At 69.7% G+C, this 21,354-nt stretch carries 18 protein-coding genes; 8 read left to right on the forward strand and 10 right to left on the reverse strand.

Annotated elements, in window-relative coordinates; all coding sequences use genetic code 11:
- The first annotated feature begins 45 nt into the window (after positions 1-45).
- Genes FPZ12_RS24435 through FPZ12_RS46910 form a run of 3 tightly spaced genes read left to right on the forward strand, consistent with a single transcriptional unit; the run spans position 46 to position 3,305 of the window.
- Positions 46-1,107, forward strand: a complete 1,062-nt coding sequence (locus FPZ12_RS24435; RefSeq protein ID WP_166462885.1) for an ABC transporter substrate-binding protein — start codon at positions 46-48, stop codon at positions 1,105-1,107.
- Between the two features lie 27 nt (positions 1,108-1,134).
- Positions 1,135-1,914 (forward strand): SDR family NAD(P)-dependent oxidoreductase, encoded by a 780-nt coding sequence (locus tag FPZ12_RS24440; protein WP_144757739.1) that lies wholly within the window; start codon positions 1,135-1,137, stop codon positions 1,912-1,914.
- A complete protein-coding gene (locus FPZ12_RS46910; protein ID WP_144757740.1) occupies positions 1,911-3,305 on the forward strand; it encodes a CoA transferase in 1,395 nt (464 codons plus the stop codon). Before FPZ12_RS24440 ends, FPZ12_RS46910 begins: the two co-directional genes overlap by 4 nt.
- A 43-nt stretch (positions 3,306-3,348) precedes the next feature.
- Here the strand turns inward: FPZ12_RS46910 and FPZ12_RS24450 are convergent, their stop codons facing one another.
- From FPZ12_RS24450 to FPZ12_RS24490, 9 genes are all read right to left on the reverse strand, one after another.
- The gene (locus tag FPZ12_RS24450; protein WP_166462886.1) at positions 3,349-4,707 is read right to left on the reverse strand and encodes an MmgE/PrpD family protein; all 1,359 of its coding nucleotides are present in this window, start codon (positions 4,705-4,707) and stop codon (positions 3,349-3,351) included.
- A gap of 11 nt (positions 4,708-4,718) precedes the next feature.
- Positions 4,719-5,762 (reverse strand): lactonase family protein, encoded by a 1,044-nt coding sequence (locus FPZ12_RS24455; protein ID WP_144757742.1) that lies wholly within the window; start codon positions 5,760-5,762, stop codon positions 4,719-4,721.
- Positions 5,763-5,816: 54 nt separating this feature from the next.
- Positions 5,817-6,524 carry a GntR family transcriptional regulator gene (locus FPZ12_RS24460; RefSeq protein ID WP_144757743.1) on the reverse strand — a complete coding sequence of 236 codons (708 nt, stop codon included), beginning with the start codon at positions 6,522-6,524 and terminating at the stop codon, positions 5,817-5,819.
- 89 nt (positions 6,525-6,613) lie between these two features.
- Entirely contained in the window at positions 6,614-7,756 is a 1,143-nt protein-coding gene (locus FPZ12_RS24465; protein WP_144757744.1) for an ABC transporter ATP-binding protein, read from the reverse strand.
- 50 nt (positions 7,757-7,806) lie between these two features.
- On the reverse strand, positions 7,807-8,721 hold the full coding sequence (locus tag FPZ12_RS24470) for an NAD(P)/FAD-dependent oxidoreductase (protein WP_144757745.1): 915 nt from the start codon (positions 8,719-8,721) through the stop codon (positions 7,807-7,809).
- A gap of 11 nt (positions 8,722-8,732) precedes the next feature.
- Complete coding sequence (locus FPZ12_RS24475; RefSeq protein ID WP_144757746.1) at positions 8,733-9,950, reverse strand: CaiB/BaiF CoA transferase family protein; 1,218 nt, start codon at positions 9,948-9,950, stop codon at positions 8,733-8,735.
- Positions 9,950-11,158, reverse strand: a complete 1,209-nt coding sequence (locus FPZ12_RS24480; protein ID WP_144757747.1) for a CaiB/BaiF CoA transferase family protein — start codon at positions 11,156-11,158, stop codon at positions 9,950-9,952. Before FPZ12_RS24480 ends, FPZ12_RS24475 begins: the two co-directional genes overlap by 1 nt.
- Positions 11,159-11,172: 14 nt before the next feature.
- Complete coding sequence (locus FPZ12_RS24485; protein WP_144757748.1) at positions 11,173-11,955, reverse strand: enoyl-CoA hydratase/isomerase family protein; 783 nt, start codon at positions 11,953-11,955, stop codon at positions 11,173-11,175.
- A gap of 1 nt (position 11,956) precedes the next feature.
- Positions 11,957-13,177 (reverse strand): FAS1-like dehydratase domain-containing protein, encoded by a 1,221-nt coding sequence (locus FPZ12_RS24490; RefSeq protein ID WP_166462887.1) that lies wholly within the window; start codon positions 13,175-13,177, stop codon positions 11,957-11,959.
- A gap of 318 nt (positions 13,178-13,495) precedes the next feature.
- Between FPZ12_RS24490 and trxB the strand changes: the two genes are divergently transcribed.
- The 4 genes from trxB to FPZ12_RS24515 all read left to right on the forward strand — a co-directional run bounded on the left by trxB (position 13,496) and on the right by FPZ12_RS24515 (position 18,383).
- Positions 13,496-14,419, forward strand: coding sequence for a thioredoxin-disulfide reductase (gene trxB / locus FPZ12_RS24495; protein WP_144757750.1), 924 nt, complete (start codon positions 13,496-13,498; stop codon positions 14,417-14,419).
- A complete protein-coding gene (locus FPZ12_RS24500; protein ID WP_144757751.1) occupies positions 14,416-15,450 on the forward strand; it encodes a permease in 1,035 nt (344 codons plus the stop codon). Before trxB ends, FPZ12_RS24500 begins: the two co-directional genes overlap by 4 nt.
- The gene (locus FPZ12_RS24505) at positions 15,447-16,619 is read left to right on the forward strand and encodes a LysR family transcriptional regulator (protein WP_144757752.1); all 1,173 of its coding nucleotides are present in this window, start codon (positions 15,447-15,449) and stop codon (positions 16,617-16,619) included. The genes FPZ12_RS24500 and FPZ12_RS24505 overlap by 4 nt, the downstream gene beginning before the upstream one ends.
- A gap of 63 nt (positions 16,620-16,682) precedes the next feature.
- Positions 16,683-18,383 (forward strand): UGSC family (seleno)protein, encoded by a 1,701-nt coding sequence (locus FPZ12_RS24515; RefSeq protein WP_424923636.1) that lies wholly within the window; start codon positions 16,683-16,685, stop codon positions 18,381-18,383.
- A 55-nt stretch (positions 18,384-18,438) separates the two neighbouring features.
- Here the strand turns inward: FPZ12_RS24515 and FPZ12_RS24520 are convergent, their stop codons facing one another.
- Positions 18,439-20,106, reverse strand: coding sequence for a tannase/feruloyl esterase family alpha/beta hydrolase (locus tag FPZ12_RS24520; protein WP_144757755.1), 1,668 nt, complete (start codon positions 20,104-20,106; stop codon positions 18,439-18,441).
- Positions 20,107-20,283: 177 nt separating this feature from the next.
- On the opposite strand from FPZ12_RS24520, the gene FPZ12_RS24525 reads away from it, so the two are divergent.
- Complete coding sequence (locus tag FPZ12_RS24525) at positions 20,284-21,102, forward strand: LLM class flavin-dependent oxidoreductase (protein WP_144757756.1); 819 nt, start codon at positions 20,284-20,286, stop codon at positions 21,100-21,102.
- The last annotated feature ends 252 nt before the right edge of the window (positions 21,103-21,354 follow it).

The following is a 21,354-nucleotide window of genomic DNA, read 5'->3' on the forward strand; positions in this document are numbered from 1 at the left end:
CCTCCGTTTTCGTTGTCCCCACTGAAAGTCAAAGGAGAACTGTCGGTGACCAGGAACGAGCACAACGACGTCTCGATCATCTCCCGGCGCAGGGCGCTCGGACTGGGATTGGGCGGGGCGGCCGCGGCGCTGCTGGCCGCCTGCTCCGCCGCCGGGAAGGCGACCACGCCGGAAAGCGCGCTGAGCGCCCCCGAGAAGAGCCTGCTCGACGCGGCGAAGAAGGAGGGGCAGGTCGTCGTCTACACCTCGAGCGAACAGTCCGTTGTGGACGCGCTGACCAAGGGATTCCAGGACCGCTACGGCGTCCTGCTCCAGGTGCAGCGGCTCAACTCGGCCCAGCTGCAGCAGCGCTACACCGCCGAGGCGCAGGCCAACACCTTCGCCTGCGACGCCGTGCTGTCCGGCGACCCGACGATCGCCGACGACTTCGCCGCGAAGGGCTGGGTCTCGAAGATCAACGGCGCGCCCGCGGCGGCGCAGTGGCCGGCGAAGTTCCTCAGCGACAACTACGCCATCGTCTCGATCAACCCGTACACCCTGGGCATCAACACCGACCTGGTCAAAGAGAGCGCGATCACCGACTGGAGCATGCTGACCGACCCGAAGTGGCAGGGCAAGATCGTCACCGTCGACCTGAAGCAGGTGGGCATCGTGGCCTTCCCCGCCTGGGACATCCTGCGGCAGGCCTACGGCGACGACTTCCTGCGCAAGATCGGCACCCAGCAGCTGCGGCTGTTCGACAGCGGCCCCTCGTCGGTGCAGCAGCTGGCCGCGGGCTCCGGCGCGCTGTATTACCCGTGCTCGGCGACCACGGCGGCGAGCCTGTCCAACCAGGGCGCGCCGGTGAAGACGCTCTTGCCGGGCAACGCGCCGATCTCGGGCGCGGAGGTCGCGGTCTACATGTCGGCCAAGGGCCCGCATCCCAACGCCGCCAAGCTGTTCGCGAACTACTGCATGATCACCGAAGGCCAGCAGGCGCTCAACAAGGTCGCCTCCTCCCCCGTCGACGCACCCGGCGCGCCGCCGCTGCCCGCGAAGTACGAGCGCCCCGACTACCAGCGCGCGAAGCAGACCCAGAAGGAGCTGATCTCGCTACTGGCCATGTAATGCCGTCCCCGCAAAGAAAGAGGTGCAATGTCGGAGGAACTCGATTTCACCGGTAGAACCATCTTGGTGACCGGGTCGGGCCGGAACATCGGGCGCGCCATCATCCTCGAATTCGCCCGCCGCGGCGCCAACGTCGTGATCAACGCGCGCAGCAACAAGGACGAAGCGGCGGCCGTCGAGGAGGAGGCGCGGCGGCTCGGCGCGGGCACGCTCGTGGTCATGGGCGACGCGAGCGAGCGGTCCACGATCGACGAGATCAAGGTGCGCGCCGAGGAGAAGTTCGGCCGCGTGGACATGTACGTGTCCAACGCCGCCACCCGGCTGTACAAGACGTTCTTCGAGATCGACGACGAGGACTGGCACTACTACCTCAACCAGCAGCTGTCCTCCGCCTGGTACCTCGCGAAGGCGTTCGTGCCGGGCATGCGCGAGGCCGGGTGGGGGCGCATCATCCACATCAACGGCAACGACGGCGTGCGCGGCGGCTGGGAGCGGATCCCGCATTCGGTGGCGAAGGGCGGCCTGCGCACGCTGACCCGGTCGCTGGCTTCGGGGCTGGGCGAGTTCGGCATCACGGTCAACGAGATCTACCCCGGTTTCGTGGCCACGGAACGGGATCCGAAGACCCACCCCGAGGTCACCGACGACCACACCGCGCGGCGGCTGTCGCGGCTGCCGCTGCGCCGTCAGCCCCGGCCCGACGAGCTGGCCTGGGCGTGCGCTTTCCTGTGCTCGCCGCGTTCGGGCGCGATCACGAGCGCGTCGCTTTCCCTGGACGGCGGCGAGATGTGGGTGCAGGCCCGATGAGCGAGCTGAGCACGAAGCTGGTCAAGGAGCTGGTGGCGGGCGTCGGCGTCGACCCCGCTTTCGCTGACGCGGTCACGTTTTCCGGTGAGCGCACGCTGGCCGGCTACTTCGCCTACACCGATCTGCTGGCGGCGACTCTCGCGACGGCGGGGACGGCGATCGCGGAGCTGCTGGCCGCGGGCGCGGGCGTGCCGACGTCGGTGCACGTCGACAGGGTGCTGGCGTCGGGGTGGGCGCGGGACCTGATGCGGCCGATCGTGCCGCGGGAGAAGGTGCCCCAGCCGTTCCGGCTCGGCGGCGAGTACCGCACGGCCGACGACCGGTGGCTCCGGCTGACGGACGCGAATCTCCGCCTGCAGCAACGGATGCTGGCCGTGCTCGGCACCCCGGCCGATCGCGATGCCATCGCCGAGGAGATCAGGGCGCACAAGGCGGACGACCTCGAACTCGCGCTGCTCGAAGGCGGCGGCGCGGCGGCGGCGAGTCGCACGATGGCGGAGTGGGCGGCGCATCCCGCCGGTCAGGCCGTCGCCGCGGAACCGCTGGTGGACGTGGAACTCCTGGGCACCGGCGACGGACGCTGGCGGCCGACGCCGGGGCGCCCGCTGGCCGGGATCCGGGTGCTCGACTGCACGCGCGCCGTCGCCGGGCCGATGGCCACCCGGCTGCTCGCCGGGTTCGGCGCCGAGGTGCTGCGGGTGGATCCCGCCGGGTACGAGGAATGGGGCAACCGCGACGCCACGGAGCTGACGCTCGGTAAGCGCTGCACGCATATCGACCTCGCCAGCGAACAGGGGCGCGAGCAGTTCCTGGCGCTGCTGGCGGACGCCGACGTGTTCGTGCACGGCTTCCGGCCAGGTGTGTTCGACGGGCTCGGCCTCGGCGAGGCGGTGCGCGAGCGGACGCGCCCGGGGTTGGTCGAGGTCACGCACAACGCCTACGGCTGGACCGGCCCGTGGGCCGCGCGGCGCGGGTTCGACTCGACCGTGTTCGTGAGTTCCGGGCTGCTGCTGGAAAGCATGCGCCGCGGGAACGCGAGCGTGCCGACCGAACCGGGGATCGTGCAGCACGTGATCGTCGACCACATCGTCGGCCACCTCGACGCGGCGGCGGCGATCCGCGGCCTGACGCGGCGGCTGGAGACCGGGCAGGGCTCGCGCTCCCGGCTTTCCTTGGCGGGGAACGCTTTGCTGCTCGGCCGGACCGAAGCACCCGACGAGCCGAAGATCGACAAACCGCTCGATGGCCCGTTCGACGACCGCGTGTACACCACGATCCACGGCCCGGTACGGCGGCTGAAAGCGCCGATCGACATGCCGGACGCGCCGTTCTTCTGGGAACGCCCCGGCGAACCGTATGGGAGCGCGGCTCCCGTGTGGGCGACGGCCTGAACAGACGAGCCCCTGGCGGAGTTTCCGCCAGGGGCTCCGTCGTTCAGCGGGGCACCACCGTGCGCACCGCCGCGTCGAGATCGGCCAGCTTTCCCCACTCCGCCAACGCTTCCTCGACCTGCGCGGCCGGCAGGACCCTGGCCGCGTTGGCGCGGAACTTCCCCTCGACCGCCTCGGGCGTACGAAGACCGGCGATGCGCTGGGACGCGCGCTCCAGGCGACGGCCGTCCTTCAGCCGCACCACCACCGGCAGCGTGTCGCCCGGTTTGACGCGCGCGTGGTCGTTGCGCACACCGTCGTCGTCCCAGCCGGACGTCAGGCTGATCCGGACCTTCGCCGCGGCTTCGGCGTATTCGGGCCGGGCCAGCCTGGCGTCGGAAAAGCTGTCCACGTCGAGCTTCCCGTCGACGAGCGCCGTCGCGACCGAGTACAGCAGGCTGAACTTCCCCTGGAACCCCGACGCGGGTTCGCGGTACATCATCACCATCGAATCGTGCGGCGCGCCCACTTCCACCTCCGCCACATCGGCGGCGGTGAAACCGTGCTCGCGCATCAGCGTGAACAACGCGTCCAACGGCCCATGGCTCGCCCCGCAGCACGGGTATTCCTTGATCAGCGGCGGGGTTTCGGCGGTCAGCCAGCGGGTGCCCAGCTCCTTCGCCATGCTGGCGTAGTCGTAGTCGCCGATGTAGGAATCGGCCCAGCCGAGCTGTCCGCCGAGGATGTCGGCGCTGCCGGTCCAGCCGTCCGCGGCGAGCTGCACGGCCGTGACCGCTCCGCGCGCGGCCATCCCGGCGTGCAGCGGTTTGGTGTGAGAGCCGAAGTTTCGCACCAGACCGCTCGGCATCGAGCCGGCCGTCCCGAGCGCCATGATCGTCTGCTGCTGGTCCAGGCCGGCCAGCCGGGCGGCGGCCGCGGTGGCGCCGAGAATGCCGAACAGGGCCGTGCGGTGGAAGCCGGAGACCTTCTCCTCGTAGCGGCACGCGTCGGAGATGTGGTTGACCACCTCGAGGCCGAGGGCGTAGGCGACGAGCAGGTCCTGCCCGCCGACGCCGTAGGACTGGGCGATCGCCAGCGTCGCGGGGAAAAGCACGCTCGCCGCGTGCCCGCACGCGGTTCGGCCGTCGTCGTAGTCCAGCCAGTGCGCGAGCGTGCCGTTCGCCAGGGCGGCGACGCCGGGGCTCGTGGTCAGTCCGGTGCCGAGGATGGCGGCGTTCCCGGTGGCGCCTTCGGCCTCGGCGTACCGGATGATCCGCTGCGCCGACGGTTGCGCGGCGGCGGCCAGGATGCAGCCCACGCAGTCGAACGACGACCGGTGCGCGGCCCGCACCGCGGCCTCCGGCACCTCGGCTGCCGGGGTCGTCACGAGGAACTCGGCGATCCGTTCTTCGATGTGTCCCAAGGGAAATCTCCTCACTCGATGATCTGAAGGCACACCGGGACAGGCGTCTCGGTGACCCCGGCGGGAACGGGCTCCCCGGCTTCGAGCCGGAAGGTCACGATCGTTCCGCTGCCCTGGTGTGCCACGTAAAGCCGCTCACCGCGAAGCACGGCGCTGCGCGGGATCGCGCCGCCGCTGGGCTTCCTGCCGCGGAACATCAACCGCCCGCGGTCGATTTCGAACCACACGACGCTGTCCAGCCCGGGTTCCGGCGGCGGGCCGCTGGTGCCGTGGCTTCGCGTTGTGGCGTACAGGAACCGGCCGTGGACGGCGATCGCCGCGGCCGACCGGTGCCCGGTGAGCCCCTCCGGTAGCAGGTCCACCGTCTGGAGTTCGCGCAGGTTCCCCGCGTGGTAACCGAATGCCGTCACCGTCGCCGCCATCTCGTTGACCAGGTAGACGAACTCGCCACCCGGATCGAAGGCGAGATGACGCGGCCCCGAGCCCGGGGCGACGCGCACCTCACCGGCGGGCACGAGCTTGTCGTGCCCCAGCTCGTAGACGACAACGCGATCCGTGCCCAGATCGGGGACGAGCGCGAACCGGTTCTCCGGGTCGAGCGTGACCGAATGCGGATGCGGACTTCGCTGCCTGCGCGGGTGCACGCTGGCGCCCTCGTGCTGACGGCTGTCGAGCACCGGGCCGATCCGGCCGTCCGCGCCGAGCGGGAACAGGTGCACGGTGCCACCGTGGAAAGTGGACACGAGCAGATAGCGCCCGGTGGCGTCCACGGTGCAGTGGCACGGGGTCGCCGCCGTCGGCCGGCTGTTGAGCGGCCGGAGCGCGCCGGTGTCCGGATCGACGGCGAAAGCGCTTACTCCGCCGTCCGGGATTTCGTTGGCCACGTAGAGAAAGCGCCCGCCCGGATGCGCGGCCACCCAGCCCGCGCGCGGCGTTTCGGCCAGGCCCACCGGGACAAGCGCATCGGCGGCGACCCGGAACCCGTACACGCCGAAAGCCACATCCGTGGTGTCGGCGTGATACGCCCTCGGAAAAGTGCCTGCGTAAAGGAACATCGCGGGAACCGTTCTGTCGTACCGGCGGAGAACGCCAGCACGGTCCCCGCGCGGCTAACGCGTGGCGGCGGCTATCTCCTCGGCGCGCTCCAGCGTGGAGCGCACCTGCCGGATGTGCTTACGGGCCAGCTGCTCGGCCTTCTCGGCGTCGCCCTTGTCGATCGCCTCGAGCAGCTCGTGGTGCTCGGCAAGGGACTCGGCTTTCCGTCCCGGCACGAGCACCGCCTGGAACTGGAACTTCACCAGCGGGAAGTTGAGGGATTCCAGCAGCGACGCGGCCATCGGGCTGCCCGCCGCCTCGATCACGTCGGCGTGGAACTGGCGGTTGGACAGGGTGTAGCGGACCACGTCGTCGGCCTTGAGCGCGTCGTCGGTCTCGGCGAGGTCGGCACGCAGGCGCTCGCGCTGCTCGTCCGTCGCCCGCGTAGCCGCCAGGCCCGCGACCAGGCCCTCCAGCGCCTCACGGACGCGCAGGATGTCATGCGCCTCGTCGAGGGTAAAGGAACGCACCCGCCCGCCCCGGTTGGGCTCGAGCACGACCAGGCCCTCGTGTTCGAGCCTGGCCATCACCGTGCGGAGCGTGTTGCGGCTGATGCCGAGCTTCTCCGTCACCTGCGCCTCGACCAGCCGCTCGTTCGGGCTGTAGACGCCGCCGATGATGTCCTTCTTCAGGCGCTGGTAGGCCTGTTCGAGCTTGGCCGCCTCACGCGACGGCGCCTTGGCCCCGGCGCGGGGCAGGGAAGGGACCACCTGCTCGGTCATGGGCGTTCAGTGCTCCCCGGGCGCATGTCCTGCTCGCCCCTTCCTACGCGCGGACGAAGTTGTTCGCCACGATTGTAGAACAACCGGGCTCACTCGGCGGGGAAGACCCTCGCCATCGCGGGATCCAGGCACACCCCCACCTCACTGCCGGGCGCCAGGATCTCGCGCTCCATCGTCTTGAGCACCAGCCGCTCGCCCGCCGCGCTGAGCAGATATTCCACGTGCGAGCCGAGGAACATCGACCGCTCGACCCGGCACTGGAGCCGGTTTTGCCCCTCGGGGCCGGCGGTGACGCGGCAGTGCTCGGGCCGGAACAGCACCCGCACCGGCTGCCCCGGCGTCAGCGTCGCGGTGGTGGAGCCCAGCAGCGGGCCGACCGGCGTCTCCACCAGCACGTGCCCGCCGGTCAGCTCCTTGACCGACCCGTGCAGCTCGTTGGCGCTGCCCACGAAGTCGGCGACGTAGCGCGAACTCGGCGTGTAGTAGATGTCCGTGGGGCTGCCCAGCTGGGCCACGCTGCCCACCTCCATCACCGCGATCCGGTCGCCAAGCCCGGTGGCCTCCGTCTGGTCGTGGGTGACGTAGAGCGCGGTGAACCCGATGTCCCGCTGCAGGCCGAGCAGCTCGTCGCGGAGCCGTTCGCGCACCTTCGCGTCCAAATTGGACAGTGGCTCGTCGAAGAGGATCACGCCCTGGTTGGTCACCAGCGCCCGCGCGAGCGCCACCCGCTGCTGCTGCCCGCCGGAAAGCTGACCGGGATAGCTCGCGGCGTACTTCTCCAGGCCCACCGTGTCGAGCACGCCGTGCACGCGCTCGCGGACCTCGGCCTTGGCGACCTTGGTGGTGCGCAACGGGTACGCGACGTTGTCGAAGACCGTCATGTGCGGCCACAGCGCGTAGGACTGGAACACCATGCTCAGGTCGCGGCGCTCCGGCGGCAGCGACACCCGTTCGGCGGAGGAGAACGCGGTGCGGTCGTTGACGACGATCTCGCCCGAGTCCGGGTGCTCCAGCCCGGCGACGCAGCGCAGCAGCGTGGTCTTGCCGCAGCCGCTGGGCCCGAGCAGGACCATGATCTCGCCCTCGGCCACGTCCATCGAGACGCCCCGCAGCGCGGCCACCTCACCCCGGCGGGTGTGGTACGTCTTGGTCAGTCCCCGTACGGAGATCCGCGGCCGTGCGGCCGGGGCCGCGGCCTCCGGCTCGCGCAGTTCGGTCGGTTGGGCAGCCACGTCGCAATCCCTTTCACCAGTTCGGACCGGGCATCAATCTAAGGTGGATTTCACTGTTCGTCCAGGTAGCGGACCACGGCCACGGCGGCGGTGGCCCCGTCGCCCGCCGCCGAAGCGAGCTGGGCGGCCGAGTTCTGCCGGATGTCCCCCGCGGCGAAGACGCCGGGGACGGAGGTGCGCAGCCAGATGTCGGTCACGACGTGGCCGCCGGGGTCGACGTCCACCACGTCCCGCGCCCAGGCGCTGTTCGGGTCGAGCCCGACGAACGGGAACACCCCGTCGACGGCCTCCGTGCGCGTGGTGTCGCCCTGGCGCAGCACCACCTCGTTGACGGTGCCCTCGCCGCGTACCTCGGTGAGCTCGGTCTCGAACAGCGGCTTGATCGCGCCGAGCGAACCGATCTTGTCCACAATGGACTTCTGCGCGCGGAAGCTCTTTCCCCGGTGCACCAGCAGGATCTGTGCCACGCCCTGCTCCAGCAGCACGGCGGACTCCTCCAGCGCCGAGTCACCGCCACCGACCACGACCACGCGCTTGCCGGCGAAGAAATGCCCGTCGCACGAAGCACACTGCCCGACGCCGCGGCCGAGGAACTCGCTCTCCCCCGGCACGCCGAGCAGACGCCGCGACGAGCCGTTGGCGATCACGACCGCGCGGCCGCGGAACTCCTCGCCGCCCTCGCCGCGCACGGTGAACCGGTCCCCGTCGCGCGTCAGCCCGGCGACGGTCGCCATTTCGACCTCGGCCCCGGCGTTCTCCACCTGGGTCTGCACCGTCGGGCCCAGCTCGAAGCCGGAGATGCCGTCCGGGAAACCGGGGAACGTCTCGATGCGCTCGGTGTTGAGCACCTGCCCGCCCGGCATCATCTGCTCGACCAGCACGGTGCGCAGCCCATGGCGCGCGGTGTACAGGCTCGCGGTCAGGCCGGCGAGCCCCCCGCCGACGACCACCACGTCGTAGTCCATCTGGCTTCCTTTCAGTAAACGACTTTTTGCTCCGCGAGGCGGGCGACTTCGTCCTCGGACAGCCCGAGCAGATCGCACAGCACGTATTGGTTGTCTTCGCCCAGCAGCGGCGCGGTTTTGGTGATCGCGGCCGGGGTTTCCGAGAGCCGCCACGGCGGGCTGACGGCGAGCCGCTCGCCGAGCACGGGGTGCTTGACCTCGGTGATGCTGTCCCGCGCGCGCAGGTGCGGGTCGGCGAACAACTCCTCCGCGCTGTAGGACGGGAACGCCGGAACTCCGTGCGCCTGCAGCAGTTCCGTCAGTTCCCCGGGCGCGTGCCGCTCCGTCCACTGCTGCAGCAGCGGGTCGAGCCGGTCGCGGTGCTGCCAGCGGCTGTAGGTGCTCGCGAACGCCTCGTCGCGCGCCCACTCCGGGTCGCCCATCGCCGCGCGCAGGCCGTCCCATTCGGCATCGGTGCCCACCGCGATGCTGATCCACTTGTCCTCGCCCGCGGCGCGGTAGCAGTTGTGCGGGGCCATGATCGCGTCGGCGTTGCCCTGCCGCATCGGCGAGCGGCCGTTCATCACGTACTCCAGCACGTTCTCGCCGATCAGCGAGTTGAGCGCCTCGCACGAGGACATGTCGATGTACTGGCCCTGCCCGGTGCGCTGCCGGATCGTCAGCGCCATCATCACCGCGAACGCCGCCGCGGTACCCGAGCGCGCATCCATCGCGCTGGTGCTGGTGTTGGGTTCGCCGTCGGCGTAGCCGGTCAGGTTGGCGAGCCCGCCGAAGGAGGCGAAGCAGGGCGCGTACGCCGTGTACTGGCGAAGCGGGCCCGTCGAGCCCCAGCCCGAAATGGACGCCATGATGATGTCCGGTTTGACCTTCACCAGCTCCTGGTAGCCCAGCCCGAGCCGGTCCATCACGCCCGGCCGCATGTTCTCCACCACGACGTCGCTCTGCGCGACGATCCGGCGGGCGAGCGCGGCGCCCTCCTCGGTGGCGATGTTGAGCGACACGCTGCGCTTGTTGAGGTTGACCTCCAGGAAGTTCGAGGACGCTTCGAGGTCCTCGCTGAACCCGGCGCGGTGCGCGATGCGCTGCTCGTCCGGGCGGCGCCTGCTCTCGATCTTGATGACCTCCGCGCCGAGGTACGACAGCAGCATCGTCGCGTACGGCCCGGCCAGCACCCAGCCGAAGTCGGCGATCCGGACGCCGGAAAGCGCGCCCCTGTCCCGCGTGCCCATCAGATGACCCCCGCTTCCCGCAGTTTCACCAGTTCCGACGGCGAATGCCCGAGGCGCTCGCCGAGCACCTCCTCGTTGTGCTGGCCCAGCAACGGCGCGGCCCGTTCACCGCGCCACGGTTCGTTCGAGAACTGGTACGCCCGGCCCGGGTACGACAGCTTCCCGGCGACCGGATGGTCCAGTGGGACAAGGAAATCCCTGGCCGCGATCTGCGGCGAGTTCACGAACTCCTCGGCCGTGTACACCGGCGCGCAGGCGCTCTTGCAGCCCTGGATCTTGTGGAAGATCTCGTCCGCGGTGAGCCCGTCGGCCCATTCCTGCAGCCGTGCGCGCAGCCCTTCGTAGTTCGCCGACCGCCCGGCCTGGGTGTTGTAGGGCTCCTCGGCGCCCCACTGCGGGCGCCCCATCGCCTCGAACAAACCCTTCCACTGGATCTCCGAGGACAGGATGATCACGACGTACAGCCCGTCCTTGGCCTTCACGAGCGTTTCCAGCAACCGGCCCATGCCGGTGCGGTCCGGGCTCTCGCCGTTGTCGATGTACCGGCGCAGCTGCGATTTTTCCAGGTGCATGGCGGAATGCTGCTTCGACACGTCCACGTGCTGCCCGGAACCGCCAGCGCCACGCCAGAAAACGGCGGCCAGCGTCGCGATCGCGGCGGTGATCCCGGCGTCGTACTCGGCCAGGAACCCCGCGCCCTTCACCGGTTCCCGCTCGCGGTCGGGCGAGTTCATCGGCAGCAGGTAGCCCTGGCCGCTGGAGTGGAAGGTGTTGAGGTGGCGGGCCTTGTACTCGCGGTACGGGCCGGTGCGGCCGAACGGCGTCACCGAGGTGACGATGAGGCCGGGGTTGAGCTTCTTCAGCGACTCGTAGTCGATCCCGAGCCGCTCGGCTTCGGCCGGGCCGCGGTCGTCGATCAGCACGTCGGCCTCGGCGGCCAGGCGCTTGAAGATCTCCCGCCCCGTCGCGCTTTCCAGGTCGAGGGTGATCCCGCGTTTGTTGGTGTTGAGGTACAGGAACAGCCCGGAACGCTCGGGATCCGGGACGTCACCGAGGAAGGGCTCGCGGCGCCTCGCCTCGTCGCCCTGCGGCGGCTCGACCTTGACGACGTCGGCACCGAAGTCGGCGAGCAGTTTCGCGCAGTACGGGCCCGCGACGAAGCTCGACGCGTCCACCACCTTGAGGTGGCTCATGGGACCTGCCGGCATGGTGTCTCCCCCTTTCACTTCTCGCGGGCGGCGAGGAACGCGCGGACCGACTCCTGGTGGTCCGGGCTGCCGTAGCAGATCGCCTGTGCCTGCGTGCCCAGCGTGTTGACCTCGTCGTAGCCCAGTTCGAGGCTGCGGTTGAGGATGTCCTTGGCGAGCCCCTGCGCCAGGCCTGGCTGCTTCGCCAGCTCTCGCAGGAAAGACACCGCCTCCCCGCGCAGTTCGGTTTCGGGCAGCACACGGTCGGCGAGTCCGATGTGGACTGCTTCCTTCGCGTCGACCGCGCGGCCCGAGAAGATCAGCTCCTTCGCCTTGACCACACCGACCCGGCGCGGCAGGTGGAACAGCCCGCCGCCGTCCGGCACGAGGCCGCGGCGCACGAAACTCGCCGCCAGCACCGCGGATTCGGCCGCGAACACGAAGTCGCACGTCAGCGCGAGATCGAGGCCGAGGCCGAACGCCGGGCCGTTCACCGCGGCGACGGTGGGCCGGTCGAGGTGGAACAGTTTGGCCAGCGTGTGGTGGAACTCGCGCTGGCGGCGCCAGCCCAGCTCACCGGCCTTGGCGCCCTGCTCCATGCGTTCGCGCATCCCGCGGATGTCGCCGCCGGAGCAGAAAGCCGTTCCCGAGCCGGTGAGGACGACGCCACGGATCGCCGTGTCCGCCTCGATCCGGTCGACCGCTTCGCGCAGTTCCGCGCGCATCGCCCCGTCGATGGCGTTGCGCACCCGGGGCCGGTTCAGCGTCAGCACGGCGATGCCGTCCTCGGCCTCCAGCCCGATCGTCTCGAACCCCACGTCATTCCGCCTTCGACACGAGCTTGACGACCACGCCCGCCTTGGTGTGCACGACGCCGTCCTGGTTCTCCGCCCACACGTCCAGGCCCACCAGGTGCTCGCCGTCCTCGACGTACTTGCGTGCCACGCGGCCCTTGACCCAGGTGGCGTCGCCGAGGAAGTTCATCCGGCGGTCCTGGGAGTCCATCGAGCGCACGAACCCGTCGTCGCCCATCCAGTCGGTGACGGCGTGCACGAGCATCATCTCGTTGTGGATGCCGCCGACGTTGGCGTACGGCGAGCCGAACAGCTGCGCGGCGTGGTCGTCGTAGTGCCAGTCGCGGCGGAAGCGGTGCTCACCGGTCTCCGGGTCGACCGGGTGGTGGTGCAGATGTTCGCGCATGGCGGCCCACTTGATCGCGAACGCGTAGGTGTAGGTGCTCACCACGGTGCGCGCGCACGCGTCGCACACGTCGTAGACGCCCTTGGCGACAGGCTGGAGTTCCTGGCCCACCACCACGTCTTCCCAGTAGCGGGTCTCCGCGCCGCGGCGGTGCGCGCCGGCCAGCTGCGCGTCGAAGTCCGCGTGGATCGCGTCCAGCGCCTCCTGGCCGAGCGGGCGGCGCTCCTTGCCCGCGTACATCCCGCCTTCGCGCTTCTTGCCGCGCTTGCCGGGCGGGGTGGCCATGTAGATGTTGCGGCCGGTGGCGACGGCCGCGATCTCGTCGCGCTGGTTCACGAAGTAGCGCGGCACGCTCTCGATGAACATGCGGTACGGCTTGCCGGTGACCTCTTTTTCCTCGAAGCCGAGGTACTTGTCGTAGACGTGGAACTCGTCGCCGGGCCGGATCGGCTTGAAGTAGTCGTGCTTGTTGCCCGCGGCGAGCCGGGCGACACCCGGGACCCGCAGCCGCCCGCCGAAGGACGAGCCGAAGGAGATGCACGATTCGAAGGTGGGCGGGGCGATGAAGCCGCCCCAGCGCGTGGAACCGGCGTAGGCGGGGTCGCGCCAGATCGGGTTGGGGTCACCGATGGCGTCGGCGTAGTGCCGGATCAGGTCCTCGGTGACGAGCTTGTTGTTGAGGCCACGCTCGTACTCGTTGGTCATGATCTCGTGCACGGGCGGCGGATTCTTGACCACGCCACGCTCGTCGTTGAACCGGTCGATGAACTCGTCGAGCCGCTTGTTCCACTCGGAGTCGCTCAGGCCGTCCCAGTCGAACTCCGACACATCCTCGCTCATGGGCTGAAAGTTCCGTTCTCGCGCGCCGAACTGCGCCGCCGTTTTGTGGACAAAATTGGTGAACAATCTGGACTGTAACCCGGCCCCGCCGTCGCGGTCAACAGTCACGGCAGGATAGCTCCGATTGCTTGCCGGAAGGCAACCAGTTTGGCAGGATCGGCCGCATTCCCCCGCCGCCCGCGGGCCGCCGGCCGGCATCGAACGCGCCACGCGGATCGGCGGCGCACCACCGACAAGCGCCGCGCGGATCAGCGGTGACACACCGAAAACGCGGCGCCGATCAGCAGTCAGTCAACCACCGAAAGCGAGCCATCAGCAGTGAAAACGCATCGCACCGTCCTCGTCGTGGGCTCCGGGCCCGCCGGGTACACCACCGCCCTCTACACCGCGCGCGCCGACCTCGAACCGCTCGTGTTCGAGGGTTCGCAGTTCGGCGGCGCGCTGATGAACACCACCGAGGTCGAGAACTTCCCCGGCTTCCCGGAGGCCGTGCTCGGCCCGGACCTGATGGCGAAGATCCGCACCCAGGCGGAGCGGTTCGGCGCCGAACTGGTGCCGGACGACGTCACCGGGCTCGAACTGACCGGCGACGTCAAGGTCGTGCGCACGCTGTCCGGCGAGTACACCGCCGACGCGGTCGTGCTCGCGATGGGCTCGGCGTACCGCAAGCTCGGCCTGGAGCGCGAGGACGAGCTGTCCGGCCGGGGCGTGTCGTGGTGCGCCACCTGTGACGGGTTCTTCTTCCGGGACAAGGACATCGCCGTCGTCGGCGGTGGCGACACCGCGATGGAGGAGGCGACGTTCCTGACCCGGTTCGCGAAGTCGGTGACGGTCGTGCACCGCCGCGACACCCTGCGCGCCAGCCGGATCATGGCCGAGCGCGCGGCCGCCGACCCCAAGATCCGCTGGGCGTGGAACAGCGAGGTCGCCGACATCCACGGCGACGGCTCGGTCGAAGGCATCCGCCTGCGGGACACGCGCACCGGCGAGGAACGCGACCTTGCCGTCGGCGGGCTGTTCGTGGCGATCGGGCACCAGCCGCGCAGTGATCTCGTCAAGGGACAGGTGGAACTGGACGCGGACGGGTATGTCCGCACCATGCAGGGAACCCGGACCAACCTCGACGGCGTGTTCGCCGCGGGTGATCTCGTGGACCACACCTACCGCCAGGCGATCACCGCGGCCGGCACCGGATGCCAGGCCGCGCTCGACGCCGAGCGCTACCTCGCGGAACGGGCATGACGACCACCGCTGTCCGTCCCGCCGCGCGGGTGGGGATCATCGGCGTCGGCGTGCTGGCCGTGTTGTTCGTCGCCGGGCTGCTGTGGGCGAAATGGCTGCCCTACGCGGGTAAGGCGAGCACGATGGCGACCACGCACACCTGGTCCGGGGGCGCCATCTTCGCGAAGGCCGACGACACGCCGTCGCTGTCCGGCGCGTGGCGGTTCACGGTCGCGTACTTCCAGTCGGTGTGGCCGGCGGCGCTGGTCGGGCTGGTGCTCGCGGCGGCCGTGGACGCGCTCGTGCCGAAAGCGTGGTTGCTCGCGGCGCTGAACCGCCGGTCGCGGTTCGGGCAGAGTTTCGCCGGTGGCGCGGCGTCGCTGCCGAGCCTGATGTGCACCTGCTGCACCGCGCCGGTGGCCGTCGGGATGCGGCGCCGCGGGGCTTCGGTGGCGGCCAGTCTCGCTTACTGGGTGGGCAATCCCGTGCTGAACCCGGCGGTGCTGGTGTTCCTGTTCCTGGTGGCGCCGTGGCAGTTCGGCGTGGTGCGGCTGCTCGTCGGGACGCTGCTCGTGTTCGGCGCGACAGCATTCGTGGCCCGGTTCGCGCGGCCTCAGGCGGAGCTGCCCGACGTCGAGCCGGAGCGGGTGCGCGAACTGCCGGTGCGGTACCTGCGCTCGCTGGCGCGGTTCGCGTTGGTGCTCGTGCCCGAGTACTTCGTGGTCGTGCTGCTCATCGGTACCCTCAGTGGCTGGCTTTCGGACTTCTCGGGCCTGACGACGCAGCTGGGCGCGGCGGCCGTGCTCGTGTGCGCGGTGGTCGGCACGCTGCTGGTGATCCCGACCGGCGGCGAGATCCCGGTGGTGCTGGCGCTGACCGCGGCCGGGGCTTCGCTGGGCACGGCGGGCGCGTTGCTGATCGCGTTGCCCGCGCTGAGCCTGCCGTCGATGGTGATGGTCGGGCGGGCGCTGTCGTGGCGGGTGACCGCGGCGATGGCCGGGGCCGTGGTCGTGGCGAGCCTGCTTTCGGCGGTGCTGCTGGGTTTGCTGTGAACCTCGCCGAGCACCTGCCCGCGGTGAAGACGTTCCTCGCCGTCGCCCGCGCCCCCAGCATGGCCGAGGCCGCCCGCGCGCTCTACCGCTCGCGGGCGGCCGTGTCGCGCGCGGTCGGCGATCTCGAAACCGCGCTGGGCACCCGGCTGTTCGATCGCCACGGCACGGGGCTCGAACTCACCGCCACCGGCCGCCTCGCGCTCGCGCGCGCGGGACGCATCGACGCCGAACTCGCGCAGGCCGCCCGGATCTGCCGCGCCCGGACCGGCACGCTCTACGACGGGCGCAGGCTCCAACTCGTCGTGCAGCTTGTCGCGCTGCGCAGCGTTTCCCGGGCCGCGGTGGCGACGGGGCTGAGTCAGTCCGGCGCGAGCATGGCACTGTCGCGTTTGGAGTCCACGCTCGGTGTGCCGCTGTTCGAACGCGCGAAAAACGGCGTGGTGCCCAGTGACGCGGCGGTGCATCTGGCCGTGCACGCGCGGCGGACGTTCGCCGAACTGCGGCATCTGCATTCGGACATCGCGTCGATCGCCGGGGTGCCGAGCGGCAGCGTGGTGGTCGGCGCGCTGCCGCTCGGGCGGACCCAGGTGCTGCCGGAGGCACTGGCCGAAGCGCTCAACGGACGGCCGGGGCTGCGGGTCACGACGGTCGAAAGCCATTACGACCATCTCGTCGGCGAGTTGCACTCCGGTGATATCGACATCGTCGTGGGCGTCACGCGCGAGGGAAGTGACGATTCCGGGCTCGTGAGGGAACCCTTGTTCACCGACCGGCTCGTCGTGCTGGCCGGGGCGGGCCATCCGCTCGCGGGCAGGCGTGTGCGCGCCGCCGAGTTGGCCGGCGAGCGGTGGATCCTGCCCCGTGAGGGTTCACCGAGCCGCCGGCTGTTCGTGGATGCCTTCCACAGCGCCGGATTCCCGCCGCCGCGGCCGGTCGTCGAGTCCGCTGACCTGGGCGTGGTCCGGCGGCTGCTCTCCTCCGGTGAGGTACTCGCGCTGGCTTCGGCGAGGCAGTACTTCTTCGAGCTGTCCTCCGGGCTCGTGACCGAACTGGACGTGGACCTGCCGCCGATGACGCGGGAAGTGGCGCTGCTACTGCGTTCCGGCGCGGAGCAGTCCCCCGCGACGAGCGCCGTGATCGAGGCGCTGCGGCGGCGTTCCGGGCTGTGATGGCGTGTCGCGCCGGAGTGATATCACGCGACTTCGCGTGTCGCGCGGACCTAATGTCGGTGCATGACTGAGAATTTCGACGTCGTGTGGCCCAGCGGCCGCCGGATGACCGACGGCAAGACGCTGGCCCCGCGGCTGGATTCACTGGAAGGCAAGAAGGTCGCCGAGCTGTGGGACTGGGTCTTCAAGGGCGACAAGATGTTCGACATCTGGGAGCGTGAGCTCGGCGCCCGCTACGAGGGCATCGAGTTCGTCAGCTGGCGCGAGTTCGGCGAGATCCACGGCGCGAACGAGCACGAGGTGCTGGCGAAGCTGCCGGAGAAACTGCGCGAAATGGAGGTAGACGCCGTCATCTGCGGCGTCGGCTGTTGAGGCAGCTGCACGGCCGCCGTGACGCGTGCCTCCGCCCTGGTTGAGAAACTGGGAATCCCGACCGTGACCGTCCTCTGTGGAGGGTTCGTCAAACAAGGAAAGTTCACCGCGAAGGGACTGGGGCTCCCGAACCTGCCCCACGCGATCCACCCCGGGCACGTGAACCTCGTCGACGACGAGGAGCTCGAGCGCAACGTGGCGGGCCCGATGCTGCAGCAGGTGATCGACGGGCTGACGATCCAGCCCGAAGAAGCCGGCTTCACCGCCGAACCCGCCAAACGCGACATCGTGTTCAGCGGCACGTTCGCCGAGGTCAACGAGCACTTCCTCGCCAACGAGTGGAGTGAGGGCCTGCCGATCGTCCCGCCGACCATCGAGGCCGTGGAGCAGTTCCTGCGCTTCACCGACCGCTCCCCCGACGAGGTCCTGGGCAGGTTGCTGCCCGACAGCAGGGAAGCCACGATCTGGAACATCGCCGTCAACGGCGTGCTTTCGGGCTGCCGCCCGGAGTACATGCCGGTGCTGATCGCGATCGTCGAGGCCATGGTGGACCCGAAGTTCGGGCACGAGCACCTCGGGCACACCCCGGGCACCGAAACCCTGATCATCGTCAACGGGAGGATCATCAAGGAACTGGAGTTCAACTACGCCCAGGCGGCACTGCGGCCCGGGTTCCAGGCCAACACCAGCATCGGCCGGTTCTGGCGGATGTACCTCCGCAACGCCTGCGGGTTCCTGCCGCACAAGACGGACAAGGGCTGCTTCGGCGGCAACTTCCGGATCGTGCTGGCGGAGAACGAGGACGCCGTCACGAGTATGGGATGGCAGCCGCACAGCGTGGACGAGGGTTACGCGCTCGGCGACAACCTGGTGACCATCACGGCGTGCACCGAGATGACGCAAGCCATCGAGGTGGGCGACCCGTCGGCGGAACAGATCCTGAAGAACATCGAGGCCCGCATGGCGGACAACCACATGTTCATCCAGTTCTTCTTCCGCGGCATGGTCACCCGGCCCACGATCGTGCTCACCCCGGCGATCCTGCGGGTGCTCACGGATCAGGGCTGGACGAAGGAAGCCGTCCGGCAGCACTTCTACGAGCACGCGAAGCTGCGGGTCAGCAGGCTGTCCGGGATGATCGTCGAGCGGTTCTACAAGGGAATCCGCGAGGGCAACTGGCCCGAGCAGCTCGGCACGTCGATGGAGCTGGAGCGGGACATCCAGATGGTGTCCTCCCCGGACGACTTCATCATCGTCGTGGCGGGCGACGCCGACCGCGACCACGTGGAGATCGGCTCGGGCAACGGGTACATCGGGTTCCCGGTGACCAAACGGATCGAAACGCCGCGAGAGTGGGAAACCCTGCTCGGTTCGGTGCGGCGCCGGCCCTGACCGGAAGGCCCGGCTCCCCATTGCGGTGGGGAGCCGGGCCGTTCGGTATCCGGGCTCAGTTCTTCCCGGGCCGGGTCACCCAGCGGCCGTCACTGGTCCAGCCGCTCACGGTTTCGTACCCGGAACGGAAGTCACCGACCCAGTCGATACGCAGATCCTGTTGCGCCGTGGACAGTCGCGGCGCGTAGCCGGTGGCCGTTTTCTCCGCCACGTAAGGGAACGGGTACACGGGCCTGCTGCTGCCGTTGTCCGGATTTTCGGTGACTATGCTGTCCGGCGCCTTGCCCTTCGTGACCCAGTCCGTCAGCGCGGTCAAGGCGTCGAAGCTGTCCGGGCCCTGGCCTCCGCCGCAGTGCGCCACGCCGGGCAACAGGAACAGCCGCGCGAACGCGTTGGTCTTCTCGGCGCCGCCCATCGCCTGCTGCACCGCCTGGTAGTAGGCGATCGTGCCCGCCGGGGCGACGTGTTCGTCGCCGAGGCCCTGCCAGAGGATCAGCTTGCCGCCCGCGGCCTTGAACGCGGACAGATCGGCGTCGGTGGCGTCGAGGATGCCGTGGTCCATCCGCATCAGCTCGTCGAAGTACCGGTCGGTGAACTGGACGTCCTCGAAGGTCAGGTCTCCCCGCGCCTGCGGATACACCTGGTAGCGCAGGGTTTCCGTGGTGCGCTCGTTGAGCGGGGGCGCGTCCTTGGTCTCGGGGACGAGCACCCCGGCCCAGTTCAGTTCCGAACCCCGTTCCTGCCCGCCCGGATAGAGCAGCTTGCCGTGCTCGTCGACCGGGCCGGAGTACAGCTTGCGCACGGAATCGACCTGCGCCGGGGTGAGGCAGAAGCCGGCCGAGCCCGCGCGGCACTGGATGCTCCCGGGATCCCAGGTGCAGGCCACGGGATCCGCGATGATCCCGTCGGTCGCGCCGCACCCCTTCAGCACCGCGTCGTGCAGTGGGGCGAGGTCGGCGGTGGTCAGGGTCGGTTTGCCGTGGTCGGTGTAGACGACCTGCGCGTTCCAGGCGTGCGAGATGACGTTGAGCGCGGTGAAGATGTTCGCGGGCGCCCCGGCGATGATGCCGTCGAAGTCGGTCGGATAGCGCTGCGCCTCGGTGAGGGATTCGTGGCCGCCCTGGGAGCAACCGTCGAAATAGGACTCCGCGGCGGGCTGCCCGTAGAACCGGTTGATGATTTCCTTGGCCACCACGGAAAGTTCGTGCTCGGACTTGTAGCCGAAGTCCGCCTTGAGCGTCGGATCGGTGGCGAAGATGGCGGAGTTGACCGAATGGCCCTGGTTGTCGGTGGCGACCGCGAAGGCGCCGGTCGTCAGCGGCGTACAGCCCTCGGAAGCCGGGACGTCGCTCAGGTTCACCACGCCGCAGTTGCCGCCACAGCCGACCTGCAGGTAGTTGCGCTGCCAGCCGCTGAGCGGCAGGCGCAGGTCGAACTGCAGCTGTGGCGCGATCACGCCCTGCACGTCGCAGGCCTGCCAGTCCCCCAGGTCGTTGTCGCCGGCGGCCATGACCTTCGCCGAGGTGACGATCGTGGAGGCGCCGGGGATGGCGCCGAGGTCGAGTTGCGCGACGGCGTCGCAGGTCATCGCGGGTGGTGTGCCTTCGGTTTCGCCTTCGGTTTCCTGTCCGGCCGAAGCGGCGGTCATCCCGGCCGCCAGGGTGAGCACGATGAGGAACGGGACGAGTTTCCACCGGCGCCAGTGCACGGGGAACACGGCCATGACGGCCTCCTTGTCGGCATTTTGTTCACCAAAATGGTGAACAAAATCGTGGAGCAACTCGGGAGGTGCTGTCAAGGGACGCCCGGATCGCCCGCCCAGGTGATCCGCTTCCGATGAGTTCCGGTCCGCGGTGTGGTCACCATCCAGGATTCGGAACGCTTCGAGAGGACTACGACGATGCCCGACAACGCGGCGAGGAGATTCCGGTTCGGTGTGCTCGCCCCGCTCAGAACCGATCTGCCGGCGTGGCGGGAGCAGGTGCGCCGCATCGCGGACACCGGGTTCTCGACGCTTTTGATGCCCGATGTCCAGCAGTGGCAGCCCGCGCCCGCTCCCACGCTGGCCGTCGCGGCGACGCTCACCGATCTGCGGGTGGGCACGTGGGTCTACGCCTCTCCGCTGCGCACGTCCCGGAACCTGGCCTGGGAAGCACATTCGCTGTCCGTGCTCACCGAAGGCCGCTTCGAGATGGGAATCGGCACCGGACGGCCCGGGATCGAGGACGAACTGCGTACGCTGGGCCTTCCGGTGGCGACTCCGGGCCGGCGGTTGGCCCAGGTGCGCGAGACGATCACTTCGCTCAGGGAACTCGACGGCCCGGAGCTGCACACCCCCGTGGTGATGGCCGTGCGCGGACCGAAGGCACAAGCGCTGGCGGCCGAGTCGGCGGACACGGTCACGTTCGCCTCGACGCCGGGTGATTCGCGGGCCGACATCATCGGGCTGGCGGCCGGGTTCCGCGCGAACCACGACCTTGAGCTGGCGCAACACGTCGCGGTGGTCGGCGACGAGGTCTCCCCCTTCATGGCACCCCCGGACACGGACCCCGCGGCGCTGCGCGCGGCGGACTCACTGCTGGTGCTGCCCAGTGACCCGAAGGCGGCGACCGAAGAAATCCTGCGACGGCGTGAAGAGGGTGGCTTCTCCTACGTCGTCGTCGGGTCGAACGCCGCAGGCACGCTCGCTCCCGTCGTCGCCGAACTGGCCGGAAGTTAGCGGCGCACTCCCCCGCACCATCCAGTGGGCGCATCACAGCGATCGAGCCCTCTCAAGCGAGCATCGACGCGGTGAGACGCGTCCCCGCCCCACCGCCCAAATCACCCCTGACACGATTCCCCTCGCCGGTCGGCCAGCGATGGGCCGCGTTCACACCGACCGGCACGGCTGTCGGTCGTCGGGGGCCGACAGCCCTCTTATGTGGACACCGACCCCACGACCGTCCACACCGGACTCTGCACACCCGCCAAC

The sequence above is a fragment of the Amycolatopsis acidicola genome, from assembly GCF_007713735.2.
Taxonomy (GTDB): Bacteria; Actinomycetota; Actinomycetes; order Mycobacteriales; family Pseudonocardiaceae; genus Amycolatopsis_E; species Amycolatopsis_E acidicola.

Coding starts and splice junctions, on each gene's coding strand:
- FPZ12_RS24440 (WP_144757739.1), top strand. CDS start 1,135: ATGTCGGAGGAACTCGATTTCACCGGTAGAACCATCTTGGTGACCGGG.
- FPZ12_RS46910 (WP_144757740.1), top strand. CDS start 1,911: ATGAGCGAGCTGAGCACGAAGCTGGTCAAGGAGCTGGTGGCGGGCGTC.
- FPZ12_RS24455 (WP_144757742.1), bottom strand. CDS start 5,762: ATGTTCCTTTACGCAGGCACTTTTCCGAGGGCGTATCACGCCGACACC.
- FPZ12_RS24460 (WP_144757743.1), bottom strand. CDS start 6,524: ATGACCGAGCAGGTGGTCCCTTCCCTGCCCCGCGCCGGGGCCAAGGCG.
- FPZ12_RS24470 (WP_144757745.1), bottom strand. CDS start 8,721: ATGGACTACGACGTGGTGGTCGTCGGCGGGGGGCTCGCCGGCCTGACC.
- FPZ12_RS24475 (WP_144757746.1), bottom strand. CDS start 9,950: ATGGGCACGCGGGACAGGGGCGCGCTTTCCGGCGTCCGGATCGCCGAC.
- FPZ12_RS24480 (WP_144757747.1), bottom strand. CDS start 11,158: ATGCCGGCAGGTCCCATGAGCCACCTCAAGGTGGTGGACGCGTCGAGC.
- FPZ12_RS24490 (WP_166462887.1), bottom strand. CDS start 13,177: ATGAGCGAGGATGTGTCGGAGTTCGACTGGGACGGCCTGAGCGACTCC.
- FPZ12_RS24500 (WP_144757751.1), top strand. CDS start 14,416: ATGACGACCACCGCTGTCCGTCCCGCCGCGCGGGTGGGGATCATCGGC.
- FPZ12_RS24520 (WP_144757755.1), bottom strand. CDS start 20,106: ATGGCCGTGTTCCCCGTGCACTGGCGCCGGTGGAAACTCGTCCCGTTC.
- FPZ12_RS24525 (WP_144757756.1), top strand. CDS start 20,284: ATGCCCGACAACGCGGCGAGGAGATTCCGGTTCGGTGTGCTCGCCCCG.